This is a genomic window from Kangiella japonica (assembly GCF_039523535.1).
GTDB classification, from domain to species: Bacteria; Pseudomonadota; Gammaproteobacteria; order Enterobacterales; family Kangiellaceae; genus Kangiella; species Kangiella japonica.
Window position 1 is genome coordinate 385,677 of sequence record NZ_BAAAFM010000003.1, and the last position, 15,186, is coordinate 400,862.

Annotated in this window: 14 protein-coding genes; 8 read left to right on the forward strand and 6 right to left on the reverse strand. The window is 44.4% G+C overall.

The window, feature by feature from the left end:
* Positions 1-5: 5 nt before the first annotated feature.
* The 6 genes from putA to ABD128_RS05210 all read left to right on the forward strand — a co-directional run bounded on the left by putA (position 6) and on the right by ABD128_RS05210 (position 7,647).
* Positions 6-3,209: a bifunctional proline dehydrogenase/L-glutamate gamma-semialdehyde dehydrogenase PutA gene (gene putA / locus ABD128_RS05185; protein ID WP_343987530.1), complete on the forward strand. Its 3,204-nt coding sequence runs from the start codon at positions 6-8 to the stop codon at positions 3,207-3,209.
* Positions 3,210-3,293: 84 nt separating this feature from the next.
* Entirely contained in the window at positions 3,294-4,757 is a 1,464-nt protein-coding gene (rsmF, locus tag ABD128_RS05190; RefSeq protein WP_343987533.1) for a 16S rRNA (cytosine(1407)-C(5))-methyltransferase RsmF, read from the forward strand.
* 319 nt (positions 4,758-5,076) lie between these two features.
* A complete protein-coding gene (locus ABD128_RS05195) occupies positions 5,077-5,412 on the forward strand; it encodes a hypothetical protein (RefSeq protein WP_343987536.1) in 336 nt (111 codons plus the stop codon).
* Positions 5,413-5,494: 82 nt separating this feature from the next.
* Positions 5,495-5,833, forward strand: a complete 339-nt coding sequence (locus ABD128_RS05200) for a hypothetical protein (protein WP_343987538.1) — start codon at positions 5,495-5,497, stop codon at positions 5,831-5,833.
* A gap of 55 nt (positions 5,834-5,888) precedes the next feature.
* Positions 5,889-6,281 carry a hypothetical protein gene (locus ABD128_RS05205; protein WP_343987540.1) on the forward strand — a complete coding sequence of 131 codons (393 nt, stop codon included), beginning with the start codon at positions 5,889-5,891 and terminating at the stop codon, positions 6,279-6,281.
* A gap of 13 nt (positions 6,282-6,294) precedes the next feature.
* The gene (locus ABD128_RS05210) at positions 6,295-7,647 is read left to right on the forward strand and encodes a hypothetical protein (protein ID WP_343987542.1); all 1,353 of its coding nucleotides are present in this window, start codon (positions 6,295-6,297) and stop codon (positions 7,645-7,647) included.
* Positions 7,648-7,653: 6 nt separating this feature from the next.
* On the opposite strand, the gene ABD128_RS05215 is transcribed toward ABD128_RS05210, so the two are convergent.
* Both ABD128_RS05215 and ABD128_RS05220 read right to left on the reverse strand, forming a co-directional pair.
* Positions 7,654-8,370: a general secretion pathway protein GspB gene (locus tag ABD128_RS05215; RefSeq protein WP_343987546.1), complete on the reverse strand. Its 717-nt coding sequence runs from the start codon at positions 8,368-8,370 to the stop codon at positions 7,654-7,656.
* Entirely contained in the window at positions 8,370-10,052 is a 1,683-nt protein-coding gene (locus ABD128_RS05220) for an ExeA family protein (protein ID WP_343987549.1), read from the reverse strand. The genes ABD128_RS05215 and ABD128_RS05220 overlap by 1 nt, the downstream gene beginning before the upstream one ends.
* A gap of 102 nt (positions 10,053-10,154) precedes the next feature.
* On the opposite strand from ABD128_RS05220, the gene ABD128_RS05225 reads away from it, so the two are divergent.
* Both ABD128_RS05225 and ABD128_RS05230 read left to right on the forward strand, forming a co-directional pair.
* On the forward strand, positions 10,155-10,619 hold the full coding sequence (locus ABD128_RS05225) for a DUF4124 domain-containing protein (RefSeq protein WP_343987552.1): 465 nt from the start codon (positions 10,155-10,157) through the stop codon (positions 10,617-10,619).
* A 3-nt stretch (positions 10,620-10,622) separates the two neighbouring features.
* Positions 10,623-11,864, forward strand: a complete 1,242-nt coding sequence (locus ABD128_RS05230) for a multifunctional CCA addition/repair protein (RefSeq protein ID WP_343987555.1) — start codon at positions 10,623-10,625, stop codon at positions 11,862-11,864.
* Between the two features lie 36 nt (positions 11,865-11,900).
* Here the strand turns inward: ABD128_RS05230 and ABD128_RS05235 are convergent, their stop codons facing one another.
* The 4 genes from ABD128_RS05235 to ABD128_RS05250 form a co-directional block, all read right to left on the reverse strand.
* Complete coding sequence (locus tag ABD128_RS05235; RefSeq protein ID WP_343987558.1) at positions 11,901-12,722, reverse strand: undecaprenyl-diphosphate phosphatase; 822 nt, start codon at positions 12,720-12,722, stop codon at positions 11,901-11,903.
* Between the two features lie 258 nt (positions 12,723-12,980).
* Positions 12,981-13,238: a hypothetical protein gene (locus ABD128_RS05240; RefSeq protein ID WP_343987561.1), complete on the reverse strand. Its 258-nt coding sequence runs from the start codon at positions 13,236-13,238 to the stop codon at positions 12,981-12,983.
* Positions 13,235-14,470, reverse strand: a complete 1,236-nt coding sequence (locus tag ABD128_RS05245) for a class I SAM-dependent methyltransferase (protein ID WP_343987564.1) — start codon at positions 14,468-14,470, stop codon at positions 13,235-13,237. Before ABD128_RS05245 ends, ABD128_RS05240 begins: the two co-directional genes overlap by 4 nt.
* Positions 14,470-15,183: an SDR family oxidoreductase gene (locus ABD128_RS05250; protein WP_343987567.1), complete on the reverse strand. Its 714-nt coding sequence runs from the start codon at positions 15,181-15,183 to the stop codon at positions 14,470-14,472. The genes ABD128_RS05245 and ABD128_RS05250 overlap by 1 nt, the downstream gene beginning before the upstream one ends.
* Positions 15,184-15,186 lie beyond the last annotated feature (3 nt).

Consider the following 15,186-nt stretch of genomic DNA (forward strand, 5'->3'; position numbering starts at 1 on the left):
AAAGAATGTTAAGAGCTAGTCATATATTTTCAGATAATTACAAGCACCTGTCACTGGACGAATGGCAGGGATTGATCACCCAAAATTACGCAGTCGATGAATCGGATTATCTGAATGAACTGCTGGCGCTAGCCAAGCCTGATAAGGACACCTTTGAAAAAGTTACTCGTCAAGCCAGCGATCTTGTCACTGCTATTCGCAAAGATGAACGCTCTAAAGACGGTGTGGAAGCATTTCTTCAGCAATATAGCCTGAGCACCAAAGAAGGCATTATTCTGATGTGTTTAGCGGAAGCATTATTGCGTATCCCTGATGCACGCGTTGCTAACGATTTAATTCGTGACAAGCTGACCGCTGCCGACTGGGAAAAGCACACTGGTCAAAGCGATTCATACCTCGTTAACGCTTCGACTTGGGGACTTATGCTTACCGGTAAAATTGTCGATACCGACAAAGATGGTGATGGTAAGCCAGATAGCATGATTCGTGGCCTTGTGGCTAAATTTGGTGAGCCTGTGATTCGCCAAGCCATGAACCAAGCTATGCGCATCATGGGTCGCCAGTTTGTATTGGGTCGCACCATTAAAGAAGCACTTAAGCGTGGTTCTAAGAGCGTAGACAAAGGGTATACCCACTCTTTCGATATGCTCGGTGAAGCAGCTTACACCATGCCTGATGCGAAGCGTTATTTCCAAGCGTACAGCAATGCAATTGACGAAATTGGTAAGGTAAAAACTCAAGACGGCGTCAAAGCTCCTAGCATTTCGATCAAGCTTTCAGCTCTCCACCCTCGTTATGAAGACGGCCAACGTGACCGCGTATTAACCGAATTAGTCGCAACCGTTAAGCAACTGGTTGAGCAAGCTCGACAGCTTGATGTTGCGGTGACGATTGATGCGGAAGAAGCCGATCGACTAGAGATCTCCTTGGAAGTTTTTGAAGCAGTCTATGATTCACCTGTGTGCAAAGACTGGGAAGGTTTCGGACTTGTGGTTCAAGCCTACTCAAAACGTGCGTTACCGGTACTAGGATGGCTCGATGCATTATCTGCCAAACACGGCCGTCGAATTCCATTACGCCTAGTAAAGGGCGCTTACTGGGATCAGGAAATCAAATGGTCACAGCAAGGTGGTTACGCCAGTTACCCTGTATTTACTCGTAAATGTGGTACTGATGTTTCATATTTAGCATGTGCGAAATACTTACTACAGGCCAAAGGCACCTTCTACCCACAGTTCGCGACGCACAACGCGCAAACGGTGTATAGTATTCTGGATATGGCCGGCAATAATCGAGACTTCGAATTCCAGCGCTTGCACGGCATGGGCGAGTCCTTGTATGACTTGGTATTAAAGCAATACCCAGACCTAAGCTGCCGCATTTACGCGCCAGTAGGTAACCACAAAGACTTACTGCCTTACCTCGTAAGACGATTACTTGAAAATGGTGCAAACACGTCGTTTGTACACCAGTTGGTGGATGAGAATACGCCGATCAATGATTTAGTAGAGCATCCATGCGTTACATTGCAGAACTTTGAAACCTTGCATAACGATCGCATCCCGCTACCGCCACAGCTATACAGAGACTTTGGCGAAGATCGCGAAAACTCAAGTGGTACTAATTTACATATTCATAGTGAGACAGAGCCTTTTATGAACCAGGTCAAACATTTCTTAGATAACCAATGGCACGCAAAGCCGATTATTGACGGTCAAGAACACACCAGCACTGAAGAGCAAGTGATTTGTCCTTACGACCATAGCCATACGGTAGGTACTGTTCATAAAGCTACCGAAGAGCAAGCGCTACAAGCTTTAGACGTTGCCCATAAAAACTTCATTGCGTGGGACATGACGCCGGTACAACAGCGCGCAGCTTTATTAGACAAGGTTGCCGATTCGTTGGAAGAGCATAAGCACGAACTAATTGCACTTTGTAGCCGTGATGGTGGCAAAAGCATCCAAGACGGTATCGATGAAATCCGTGAAGCGATTGATTTCTGTCGCTACTATGCTTACAACGCGCGTAACCAGTTCGGTCACGAGATCCATTTGCCAGGCCCAACCGGTGAAAGCAACGACCTTTACTTACAAGGCCGTGGTGTATTCGCTTGTATCAGCCCATGGAACTTTCCATTAGCGATATTCATCGGCCAAGTTGCGGCAGCACTTGTCGCGGGTAATACAGTTATCGCTAAGCCTGCAGATCAAACAACACTGGTCGCTTACCGTGCGGTTCAATTGATGCACCAAGCAGGTATTCCAGGCAGCGTGCTTCAATTTGTTCCAATTCGTGGTTCGGTCTTAGGTAAGGTGATTCTAGCTGACAACCGTATTGCTGGTGTTGCCTTCACAGGTTCGACAAGCACCGCTCACACGATTAACCGCACTCTAGCCAGCCGTGATGCTATGTTGTCACCGCTAATCGCTGAGACGGGAGGTCAGAACGCCATGATCGTTGATAGCTCTGCGTTACCAGAGCAAGTAGTAGACGACGTCATTCATTCGGCTTTCACTAGTGCCGGTCAACGTTGCTCAGCCCTTCGCGTTCTCTATGTCCAAGAAGAGATCGCTGACAAAATCATTGAAGTCTTGTCAGGCGCGATGCAAGAATTACGCCTTGGTAATCCAACGGACTTATCTACCGACGTTGGTCCTGTGATTGATATGGCAGCGCGTGAAGAGCTACAAGAGCACATTAATGAGCTTAAGGCAGCCGGCAAACTTATCGCTGAAACGCCAATGCCAGAAGGTTTAGAAGGCCACGGTAGCTTCCTATCGCCTGTCGCTTTCGAAATTGATCATATTAACGATTTGACCCAAGAGTGGTTCGGTCCAATCGTTCATATCGTGCGCTACAAAGCGAAAGACTTGGATAAGGTTATCGATCAAATTAACGATTATGGCTTCGGTTTAACACTTGGTGTGCATTCGCGTAACGAAGAAACAGCGATGTACATCGATAAGCGTGCTCGTGTTGGTAACGTCTACATTAACCGTAACATGATTGGTGCTACGGTAGGTGTTCAGCCATTCGGTGGTCAAGGTTTATCGGGTACTGGCCCTAAAGCGGGCGGACCTTTCTACTTGTACCGTTTTGCAACTGAGCATACTCGTACCAACAACACAGCAGCAATCGGCGGTAACGCCACACTTTTATCACTGGGTGATGAAGATGTATCGCCAGAGTTTTTAAAGGACTCGTAATTGCTAGCTAGTTAAAACGTCCAAAAGGCACAGCTCGTCTGTGCCTTTTGTGTTTCAGAAGCACCCAAATACAGACAAACGCCTATGGCACAAATATCCCAACAATTTATAGAACACATTGAAAAACAGCTACCCGAATCCGTTCCTCTCGACGATTTATTGAGTGCTTGCCAATGCCCTTTGCGCAAGAGTATCCGAGCCAATACCCTTAAAATGTCACCCCAAGAGCTGCGCCAAGAATTCGAGTCACACGGCTATAAACTGTTACCCATTCCCTGGTGCGAAGAAGGCTTCTGGGTTGATGAAGACGAAAAGGCATTACCCGAAAACCTTGGAAACTGGTTACCTCACCTTGAAGGACAATGTTACATCCAAGAAGCCAGCTCCATGTTACCAGTCAAAGCGTTGCTACATGATTTTGAATGCCACGAAGAATCAGCCTTCCTCGATATGGCAGCCGCGCCAGGCTCAAAAACGACTCAACTGACAGCCAAAATCAACAATCAGGGATTAGTCGTTGCCAACGAACTGTCATCCTCTCGGATCAAGGGCCTGCATTACAACCTCCAGCGTTGCGGTGTTACTAACTCGGTACTTTGTCATACCGATGCTCGGCATTTTGGCGAAAGTACCCCTGAGTTTTTTGATGCGATTCTGTTGGACGCGCCTTGTGGCGGTGAAGGCACCGTGCGCAAGGACGAGCAAGCGTTAGCCAACTGGAATATCGATGCCGTACGTGCCATCTCACAGCTGCAAAAAGATCTTATCGTTAGTGCTTATAAAGCGCTAAAGCCGGGTGGGCGATTGGTTTATTCCACCTGTACTTTATCGAAGGAGGAAAACCAAGAAGTCTGTCAGCACTTGTTGGATTTATACGGAGATTCTATCCAAATTAAACCCTTAACAGACTTATTTGAAGGCGCAAACAAAGCGATCACCAAAGAGGGTTATCTGCACGTCTACCCTAACCTTTATGACTGCGAAGGATTTTTTGTCGCCTGTTTTGAAAAAAAACCATCAGACGTTTTGATCACTGATAACACCAGCAATCAAAACACTCGATTCAGTTTTTCGCCTATTTCCTCTGAACATTACACATCAGCGTCTACTCATACGAGTCTGTTCGGCTGGGATATTGGCCCCATTAAACAACAGTTGTGGCAAAAAGATAATCGCGGAAAATCACTAGAAATTTGGTATCTACCCAAGTCTACGGAAAAGCTCTGTCGGCACATTAAGCTGAATCGGTATGGCATCAAATTAATGGAAATCAGTAAACATGGAGTAAAACTCCATCACCAAGCCGCCATAAGCTTTGGGCATACATTCTCCAAGCAACATATCGAGCTAAACGCACAACAAGCAGAAGATTATTATCAGGGAAAAGATATTTTCCTTGATACCCCCATAAAGGCTCCGACCAATAAGGAGTTCATGGTGACTTTCAAGCAAACGCCTCTTGGTTTAGTAAAACATTTGGGGAATAAATTAAAAAATAATTTACCAAGGGATCTTGTGCGGGATAAAACTTTCAACCAATTACCTTGATAAAATACCTGACACTTATGACGCCCTTTGTCATAAGTGTTCCATAACTGAAACAGTTTCAAGCCAATTTACCACCCAAGTTCTCATAACATCTATGACACTTGCCTCAAAAACAAATCAAAACTGCATTAAAGTTACTTTATTAGCAACTCCTAAAATGTCTATTTTTTCGACATCTATTTTTTCAATCACTATAGCGTTACATTTTTAATCGTAATTTAGGTTTTTAAATTACATGGTAGTGAAAGCCTAGAACAATCTAGGGAAGCAATAACTCAATAATGAGTATCATGGAAACTATCCTATTTAGGAGGAAGTAATGAAACTATTAACAACATTATCTTTGGCTGCACTACTTGCTGCTGCTGGCTCAGCTGCAACAGCTCATGAGCGTGGCAAACTTGTCGTGAAAAACGACTCTAGAGACGCTACAGCGGTTGGCGGTGAGCTGATTTCCGAAAGTTTCTATTCTGGCGTGTTTGGCTCAGGTGGAACTTACTTAGAAATGGCGGGATACCGTGCTAACGCAGGTTCAGTTGTAATTAATGGCTGTCCTTGCCGTAAGAAAACTGTGGTGCATAACAAAAGCCGCGGAGCGATGGCACTAGGCGCTGCCAGTGCGGGTTCTGTAGTCATTAACGCCGGACTTGATTAATCAATAACGGGTTAAACTTTGCGGTAATGGAGCCGCAAAAGATTGTGGCTCCGGTTTCTAATAAAAATATTTGGAGATTATCATGAAATTATTAACTACTTTATCAATTGCTGCAGTAATTGCAGTAGCAAGCACAGCAGCAGCGGCGCATGAGCGTGGCAAACTTGTTGTAAAGAATGATTCACGAAACGCAACAGCAGTTGGCGGTGAATTATTTGCAGCAGCGGGAAGCTTCGATGGCACAACCCTTGAAGGTGGCTTTATCTACGCAGCCGGCAAACGTGCCAATGCAGGTTCAGTCGTTGTGAATGGCTGCCCTTGCCGTAAAAAAACTGTTATCGATAACAAAAGCCGCAATGCACTAGCATTTGGTGCAGCAAACGCAGGCTCTGTTGTGATTAACGCTGGATATGGTCTGTAGGTCATATTCATAAACTGGTCACTACCAGCCGCATGGAAACATTAAGGAGACAATTATGAACACAAAACGCTTATCTGTTCTTCATGGAGGACGAGACAAGAAAATGCTTTTGAAGAGTATTTGTTTTCTTAGTGTCTTCCATGCACTTATATTTTTACCAGCCGAAACAGAGGCCAATGAACGCTATCAGGCAAAGGGTCTAAACGGTAAAGCCACCAGCTTTTATGGTCGCTACGGTGCCGACCTGGTAAACATTCAATACATCAAGGCCGATATTATCGGTACTGTTAAAAAATCAATCCGCGAGGGTAGCGATATCCTACAAGATTTAGACGAATACATCATACCAACAGCAAGTGGTAGTGTGTTTGTGTTACCTGGCGTCAATGCCGACGAGCTAATAATTTATAACGATGGCTCAGGTTTTCCGATAGCTATTAAACGTTAAGACTAGGGGGGGAATGATGAAAAAAGGACTTTTAGTCATCAGTGTGGCTGCCGTGATTAATGGCTGTGCAGTGTCCACGTCAACGACAGAGTTTTCCAAAAAGTTGGAGATGCCAAAACCAACTAAAACCGTCGCTACGGACTACTTAAGTTGCTTTGGGGATATGCTAACCGAGTATCGTTACGCCGCAGGGAATGGCACTGTTGATCCATTACGCATAGCAATTGTTTCGGTAAACGATGCGACCAATATTTCAACCGTTCAATACCCTAATAGTGAAATCCCCAACGATTTCACTAATATGACTTTAAGCATAGCCTCGAAAATTGGGGGCCCAATACGAATAGTTCATATCCCAAAAGATAATGAAATCATCAGTGCTTACCAGTACGGCGCTACTCCAGGCAAAAAAGACCCTTTTTTCAATACTTATGGAGCCAGTCATTACCGTCAAGATACCATTCAAATTTATGGTGCTTTAACCGAGTATGATCGCTTTATCCGAAACGCACGTCGCTCACGTGATGCATCGGTCGAAGTTGGTGGAGGTAGTGGCGAGACTGATTTTGAATTTAGTCGATTTGATGACAAAAATACCGCCCGCATGACCATGGACTTTTATACAGCGCATGGTTTCGTTGGCGATATCGTTAACCACAGCAGCGCAACCAATACGGTTCAATTATTTCAACGTGGTCATGACCGTAGCTATGGCATTAGCGTAGACGGTAACTCTCTCGGTTACGCCGTGTCTCATTCTATCGTCGATGCGCGCCACAAAGCGATTCGATTGCTGATTGAATGGGGGATGATAGAAACTTTAGGTAAGTATGAGTATATTCCGTATTGGAAATGTTTACCAAATGCTGACAATAAAGAAACGGCCTACTTCAAAGACTTAATTGGCACGGATAGTGTGATTAACTTTGCCGAACTTCAAAAAGAAAAAGAAGAGCCAGAGACACCAGATGAAGAAACAGATTTGATCGATAAACGAGACAAGGACTTATTATTATCTGTTCGCTCGAGCTATGAATATGCTGAATATGTTGATGACAAAGTGAGACAACACGTTCCCCGTCCACTCGAACCATCTCAAACTGCAATCAAAGATGGACAAACTGGAAAAACGTTTAAAGTGCAGTTCACCAGCAAGAAAGAGTTACTCTCGGGTTTGCTAAAGCTGTATCAGAAAAATAATGCCCAATATAACGCTTTAGGCTTAGATTTAGTTTTAGATATGTTGCATGAGGACTTTATCCGCAAGGGTGTATTGTCTGAGCAGGATGATAAATTCAGTAGTGATATGTACCTAGCGCTTTGGCTTAATGCACCCGTACGGCGCAATGCTCGCTGGACCTATTAGTCTGCATTAGTCGTTCGCGTTAACATCTTCAAGGCTGGGCAATGTAAACTCCTGGCCTTTATACACAATTAACAGATCGTTCTCTAAAATTTCCTTAATCAAAAAACCTTCCTGCGTCTTATCACCTTCAGAATAGGCTCGGCCATTCAGCATCACAAAGCGATCGCTCGGCTGAGTTGCATAGATGTGCGTGGTGTAGATGATTTTAGGTAGGTCGGACTTAGTCATTGTGGTAGTAGTTTTAACCTTTTGTTGACTCGTTTTTTTAGACTGTGCAGAAAGGTTAGATCTTGTCACTTTTTGTACCACAGGTTCAGCCACTTGTAGGGGCTTGTTCACCACCACAGCGTCTTTCGAGATCGAAGTATTTTGTCTAATCGATGAACTTATAGTTGCTTTATCGTTATCTTCTAAGGAAGAATTAACTGTCGAAACAGCACTTTCGTTATCACTATTGTTAGCGTTTATGCTCGTGTTAACTTGACGTTGAATAAGCTGTTGATACGCTTCATCAGCCGAAGGGTTAAGCAGCATAAACGATAAAATAGCAACGACTAAGAGTAATATCATTACCACACTTGGCCACAGCCATCGCTTCAATGAATTTTCTTCATCGAAATTATGGTAGTCATGCTCTGCACCGTGGTCGCTCGAAAGATCTGGCACCTGCTCCTTGTCGTTATCAGGCTTGTTTTTTTTCAGAGCATCAAGAATATAAGACATTATTGCGCTCCTCTTTGTGCTACCGATAGATCATTAACTAGCTTAGGAATATTAGCTATCACGTGATTATTGATCATAATTACCGAGTGCTTACCAAGAATCCCATCAGACACTAAACCATTCTCCATTTGAAACAGAATCAACCAATCTTCGACCTTTTGACTAAAGTAATCAGCGGGGGAAATATCCACCTGGTCAATACTGTATATCGCATCTGTTAGCCAACGCACTGTAGCACCAGAATCCCCCTTTTTAGCATGTTCATTAAAACCATCAGGCGCCTTCCAAAACAACTGGTACTCCCCCTGCCACAAAGGGTTTAACCGACGAGGCAATACTCTAACTTCGTTATCAGCAAACTGTAACACCAAGTAATCACCATCAATTTCCTTGAGCGTCCCCCAAAAGTGACCTGAGGTTTCAGTGCTGAACTTTAAGTTTACTGGTCGGTTTAGTTGCTTAATGTATGCCCAGTCAGCTCTGCCGGAGTCACAGTTGAGATTATAATTCAGCGCGTAATCGCACGGTTCACCTGATTGATAAGGGTAATAGCTGACTCCCCAGAGCGCGAATAAATTACGCGCAGACACAAAGCCGGTTCGATCCCAGCTTTGCTCCTGCCAAAATTGCTCAGCTACTTCATCATTCGTGGTCGCGCGAACTAGAGGAGATCTCATTTCAGAAATTGTATCGACACCTGAAGAACTCTGGGTCTTGCTCTCAGTGTTTTGTGATAACTCCTTTTCCTCGACAAAATCAGCTGGCTTGAGGGCTTGTTTAACAACGATATAACTTAACAATATGACGAATACCACAGATGCCGCGGCAAACCACCAACGACTATTACCAGCTCGTGATGATTTCTTTTCTTCATAATTCCCCAAGACCTCATTCACCGCTTTTTTGACCACTGTGTCATTAATGGTATTTCTGCGCTCAACAAAGGCTCCCAGCAGAGCTCTGTCTGTAATGATGTTGATAAGACGAGGAACGCCACCACTTGATTGGTAAATTTGCTTAATGGCACTGGACTTAATCAATGGGCGTTGAATACCCGCTACTCGCAGTCGGTGCTCGATGTAGGAAGCCGTTTCTTTTAAGCTTAATGGTTTAAGGTGATATCTTGCTGTAATCCGCTGTGCTAATTGACGTAACTCTTTTTTGGCTAGCAACTCTTGTAACTCGGGCTGCCCAATCAATATAATTTGTAGAAGCTTCCGTTCGTTAGTCTCTAAATTGGTCAGCAATCGAATTTGCTCCATGACCTCAACACTTAGATTCTGTGCTTCATCGATCATCAAAACCGTATTGAGCCCCTGCTCATGGTTCTCTAACAAACGGTCTCTTAATAAATCAGTAAATGCCTTTAGACTTTTTTCACCCGGCTCATATTCGATTCCCAGCTCGTCGCACATTGTCGCCATGAGCTCGATAGCATCTAGCTTTGGGTTCAAGATATAGGCTAGACGAACGTTGCTAGATAACTGCTCCAATAAGCAGCGACAAACCGTCGTTTTCCCGGTGCCGACTTCTCCAGTAAGCATAACGAAGCCTCCACCGTTACTGATTCCATACAGTAAGTGGGCCAAAGCATCGCGGTGCCGTTCGCTCATGTACAAAAAGCGGGGATCGGGCGCAATGGTAAAAGGTGTTTTCTTAAATCCAAAAAAATCGTTATACATAAAGAATGGCTCACACTCTTTGTGAGCGTTTATTGTCTATTATTTCAGCTTTGTCTATGATTATGGGTAATATATGCTAAAGCCAATGTTGGTACAATTGCTATGATCACAAGCTGGCTCACAGGAAATCGAGCATTACTATTTATGATTATGAGTGCGATAGCGTTTAGCTGTCCAGCTAAAATCTATAAATGGGTCGATAAAGAAGGAAATACACACTTTTCAGACAAACCACCCAAAGATAAAGGACTTAAAGCTACTCAGCAAAAACTCGACAATATGAATATTGTGGATATGCCGCGACCGCTTAAAACACAAGCATTATCAAGCTCCATGTGCCGACAAGCGGTTGATAACTTTAGCAAAAACTTCGCCACCCATAAAAAGAAGATTGAACAAGAGCTGGCCCAGAGTAAGATAAATGATATGCAGTTTGCAGAAAAGCTTACGGAATTAGAAACCTTAAAAAAGCGTATCACTGTAAAAAACTGCCACAAAGCTGATCCCAAGCTCAACACCCTGCTACACTGTATGGCAAAGAATCCAAATACTCAGGTGTGTCGTTAGTTTATGGAAATATTCCTAGTTGGTGGCGCTGTACGCGATCAATTATTAAACCTTGAAGTGACCGACCACGACTATGTAGTTGTTGGTGCTACCCCCGAAGAGATGCAGCAACAAGGTTTTAAAGAGGTCGGTAAGGACTTCCCTGTTTTTTTACACCCCCGCACTGGTGAGGAGTATGCGCTAGCAAGGACGGAGCGTAAGTCTGGACACGGTTATAAAGGTTTCGAAGTTGATTTTTCTAAAACGATCACACTGGAACAAGATTTAGAACGTCGCGACCTGACCGTCAACGCTATGGCGCAAGCGCAAGATGGCGCTATTATTGATCCCTTTGATGGTCAAGATGACCTGAAAAATAAAGTGCTGCGCCATGTTTCCCCAGCCTTCGCAGAAGATCCCTTAAGAGTCTTGCGCGTAGCTCGCTTTGCAGCTCGATTCGCTCACTTAGGATTTGCCGTTGCACCAGAAACCTTGGCTCTAATGACCGAGCTAGTGAATCAAGGCGAACTGGAGTTTTTAACGGCGGAGCGAGTGTGGCAAGAAACTAAAAAGGCTTTAACCACTCAATCCCCCCAGGTCTATTTTGAGGTCTTGCGTAGTTGTGGTGGGCTAAAGGTTTTATTCCCTGAAATCAATGTGTTGTGGGGTATCCCCAACCCAGAAAAGTGGCACCCGGAAATTGATACAGGGATTCATACCCTGATGGTGCTTGAGCAAGCTGCACGTAAAACTGACGATGTGAGCGTACGTTTTGCTGCCGTGCTGCACGACCTCGGTAAAGGTGCGACCAAAAAAGAATATTGGCCACAACACCGCGGTCATGAAGAAGCTGGAGTGCCCTTAATTAAAAATTTATGCCGAAGGATCAAAGCACCAAAAGACTATGAGAACCTCGCTGTGATGGTGTCCCGCTTCCACCTACACTGTCATAAAATGTTTGAGCTTCGCCCCAAAACCATTCATAAAGTCTTAATGTCTATCGGTGCTTATAAAAAAGAGTCTATTCTCGAACAGTTTATTGTCGCTTGTGAAGCAGACTTTAACGGCCGCTTAGGGCTTGAGGACGAACCTTATGCACAAGGTGACTTACTTCGAGAGTGCTATAAAGCATCTTATAAGATAGATGCACAGCCACTTATAGAGCAAGGTTATGAAGGCGCGAAGCTTGGCACGGCTATTGAACGGGAAAGGATAAAACGTATTCAAACGACGGTTGAAGATATAAAAAAAGCGGCTAAAGAATAAGCCGCTTTTGTCTGTTCATTCTAAATTCAAATACGACTAGCTGTAGAAAAGTACTAGTAGTCCGATTCCCAGTGCTAAACGATACCAAACAAAAGGCATAAAACCGATTTTCTCAAGCCACTTTAAGAATAAGTGAATACAGGCAAAAGCACTAATCGCCGAAACAACAATACCCAAAATTAAGAAGCTCCAATCAAACTTGGCACCTTCTTCGACTAGCTGATACCCCTTGAGGCCACCTGGAAGTAGAATTGCTGGAATCGATAGAAGGAACGAATAACGAGCGGCAGCGGTTCGAGAAAAACCTAACATCGCCGCAGCTGTCATGGTAATACCTGAGCGCGAAGTTCCTGGAATTAACGCCAAAGCCTGCGCTATACCGATGGTCACAACATCACGCAACCTTAAGTCATACTCACTCTTGAAATCCTGACGTTTCTTACCGCTATAACGAGTTTCGGCATAACCTAACAGCAAACCAAAAATTATCGTTGTCGCGGCAATCACAGGTATCGTGCGCAAATAGTTATCAACAATATCGAATGCTTCCAAGAACAGACCAAACAGCCCAACCGGAACCGTACCCCAGATCACAGCCCATGCTAGTCGAGAATTAGGCGTCGAACCTTTCCCAGAGATTGAACCAAACCAAGCAACGACCATCTCCGCAATCTCCTTACGAAAATAAAGCATCACCGCCATCAATGTCCCGACATGAACCGCAACATCAAAGGCCAAGCCCTGATCCTGCCAGCCTAAAATCTTCGACGTCAAAATCAAATGCGCCGAACTCGAAATTGGCAAAAACTCAGTTAAGCCCTGAATTAATGCTAAAAATACTGCTTGAAGCCAATCCATATTGATCACTCTATATTGTTTATATTCATATATTCTCTACCATTTTCTTAGTGCCTAAAGGTATTACCTGAGGTTCAAAGAAAAGGGCGTAAAGAATAGACGCTCAGTCGTTAGGTCTTGTCTTTATATCCAAACACATAGGATTTTTTATTTTAGACAAGGCAAAAATGCACGGAGATGAGGAGTTTATTGTTAATAAATGACGAAATCGAGTACATTTTTAACGCCGTATCAAATAAAAAAGACCTGTGGGCAGACTTACTTCGTAAGACCTACATAAAACCCATACACCATAACCTCAATAAAAATAATAAACCAAAACCAAGCCCCAAAGCCGACGGCTTTTAAAGTGAAGGTATTGAGTTTTTTACTTTTCCATACGAGCAATGTTGATAGGCTTGCTGAAATGACGACCGCAATGACCAATAGCCAATACCAACTTACCCCTTTACCCGAAGCGGCTAAAGCTAAAGGTGAGAATAACAGAGCAAACCCAGCGAATATTATTTTTTTCATACTGTATGTTTTCCGAGAGAATTAAATCCAGAGACTGTTCCAGAAAATCCTTTGGATAAACCAAGAACTTTGATGTTTTGCCCCATTTCATTAGGCATCAACAAGGTCTGTAATTGCTGTGCTATGGATGCGCTGGACATTGTATCAGAATCATCATCCTGCGCCACAAACCGCTCAATGCCACTTAGAGTGAGAAATTGTGCTTGGCTGGTAAATCCCAACACTTGTGCACCTGAATCTAGCGCTTGATGTGCTAACTGTGTGAAGTTTACTGAAGCCGTAATGTCCTGAAGCCCCAACAGGGTCAACGGCATCGAGTGTTTTTTCTGACGGTAGTAGCACTGCAGGGTGCCCTGTGGTCGATATGGCGAGTAAAGCTCTTCTTCTTCGTAACCATAGTCGAGTAATAGAACACAGCCTTGATTTAGAGAGTTTAACAATGCGCTGAGCCAATCCGAACGGTGGTTGTAGGCCTCCGCCAAATAGCCATCCGGCCATTGCTGACAAATATCCTGATGTCGCTTTTGCCAACCGCGACTAAAATCTGTTGGCGTAAAGGTTAGGCTAAAGCCTTGCGCGTCAGTTTGTACAAAGCCCTGAGTGAGCCCTTGCTCTGTCTGCATTAACAGTTCAAAAGGAATGGCATCCGCGACTTCGTTAGCGAGCATTACGCCATCAAAAGACTGAGGCAATTGTTCTAGCCAAGTAACTTTAGAGTAAAGGTGAGGTAGCTCTTTTCGAAGTAAATCTTGTTGACGCTGTTTTAATTCAGCTGACACTTCCATAACTGAATAGGTGTCTGGCAAACAACTGTCAGCCTCACATTGGCGTAATATATCGCACATCAATCGACCAGAGCCTGCGCCGAATTCTAGGATATTTTTAGTCGTATGTTGCCATGCTTGCTGCACACTTAACGCTAAGGTTTTCCCAAAGAGGGCGGAAATTTCTGGTGCTGTGACAAAGTCACCGCTTACTCCTAATTTACGACTACCAGCACTGTAATAGCCAAGGCCAGGCGCGTATAAGGCTTGTTGCATAAATTCCGAAAAAGGAATTTTGCCGTGGAAGTGTATTTGTTGCGAAACACGCTGAGCTAGTTGGTAACTAACCTCTATTGCATGCTCGTCCGGACATGGAACCTCTAAGATTTGGCACTGCTTTGTGAGACTCCTGCGGTAATCCTCAAAGTTTCGACAGAATTCGGGGTATGATGAGCAATCTAACTCCATTAAGAAAACTCACCACCATCAATCGGCAGAATAGCGCCCGTAATAAACTCCTGCCCGACTAAAAATGTAACAGCTTCACCAACCAGTTTCGGCGAACCTGTTCTGCCAAGTGGGATCTTCTCACTCATACGTTCGAAATGATCTTGATCGGCACCAGGTGGTGGCATTATTGCTCCAAGCGCAACCCCGTTCACTTGAATGTTAGGTGCTAAATCGAGCGCTAACGATTCGGTCAGGTGCCACAAACTTGATTTAGACAATCGATACACTAAATGATCGCCGGCTGGTCGCTTAATTCGGGCGTCCAAGACGTTGATGATGTGCCCAGATATAGGCGTGTTAGCGACAAAGGCTTCGGCTAGTAAAAGTGGCGCACGTAGATTCAAATTCATGACTTCATCCCAGTCGGCTAGCCCATCTAAAATGGAGTCAGTCTCCGGAAAGATAGCGGCACTGTTGACTAAAATAGTGAGATCATTTTCTTTACTGACACGCTCAACCAATGCGTGACACTGCTGTGGCTCAGTTAAATTGGCTTGATAAAGCTTAGCGCTCACGCCAAACTTTTTAATCTCTTCCGCTGTTTGCACTGCTTCGTGCGAAGAACGGTTGTAGTGCAGTGCAATATTATAGCCATGCTCAGCCAGCGCCAAGGCAATCGCTCGCCCTACTCGAATCGCTCCCCCAGTGATTAATGCCGTTCTACGAGCCATGAC

Excerpts from the sequence above, each read along its gene's own strand:
- putA (WP_343987530.1), top strand. The coding sequence starts at position 6 with ATGTTAAGAGCTAGTCATATATTTTCAGATAATTACAAGCACCTGTCA.
- rsmF (WP_343987533.1), top strand. The coding sequence starts at position 3,294 with ATGGCACAAATATCCCAACAATTTATAGAACACATTGAAAAACAGCTA.
- ABD128_RS05195 (WP_343987536.1), top strand. The coding sequence starts at position 5,077 with ATGAAACTATTAACAACATTATCTTTGGCTGCACTACTTGCTGCTGCT.
- ABD128_RS05200 (WP_343987538.1), top strand. The coding sequence starts at position 5,495 with ATGAAATTATTAACTACTTTATCAATTGCTGCAGTAATTGCAGTAGCA.
- ABD128_RS05205 (WP_343987540.1), top strand. The coding sequence starts at position 5,889 with ATGAACACAAAACGCTTATCTGTTCTTCATGGAGGACGAGACAAGAAA.
- ABD128_RS05210 (WP_343987542.1), top strand. The coding sequence starts at position 6,295 with ATGATGAAAAAAGGACTTTTAGTCATCAGTGTGGCTGCCGTGATTAAT.
- ABD128_RS05215 (WP_343987546.1), bottom strand. The coding sequence starts at position 8,370 with ATGTCTTATATTCTTGATGCTCTGAAAAAAAACAAGCCTGATAACGAC.
- ABD128_RS05220 (WP_343987549.1), bottom strand. The coding sequence starts at position 10,052 with ATGTATAACGATTTTTTTGGATTTAAGAAAACACCTTTTACCATTGCG.
- ABD128_RS05225 (WP_343987552.1), top strand. The coding sequence starts at position 10,155 with ATGATCACAAGCTGGCTCACAGGAAATCGAGCATTACTATTTATGATT.
- ABD128_RS05230 (WP_343987555.1), top strand. The coding sequence starts at position 10,623 with ATGGAAATATTCCTAGTTGGTGGCGCTGTACGCGATCAATTATTAAAC.
- ABD128_RS05235 (WP_343987558.1), bottom strand. The coding sequence starts at position 12,722 with ATGGATTGGCTTCAAGCAGTATTTTTAGCATTAATTCAGGGCTTAACT.
- ABD128_RS05240 (WP_343987561.1), bottom strand. The coding sequence starts at position 13,238 with ATGAAAAAAATAATATTCGCTGGGTTTGCTCTGTTATTCTCACCTTTA.
- ABD128_RS05245 (WP_343987564.1), bottom strand. The coding sequence starts at position 14,470 with ATGGAGTTAGATTGCTCATCATACCCCGAATTCTGTCGAAACTTTGAG.
- ABD128_RS05250 (WP_343987567.1), bottom strand. The coding sequence starts at position 15,183 with ATGGCTCGTAGAACGGCATTAATCACTGGGGGAGCGATTCGAGTAGGG.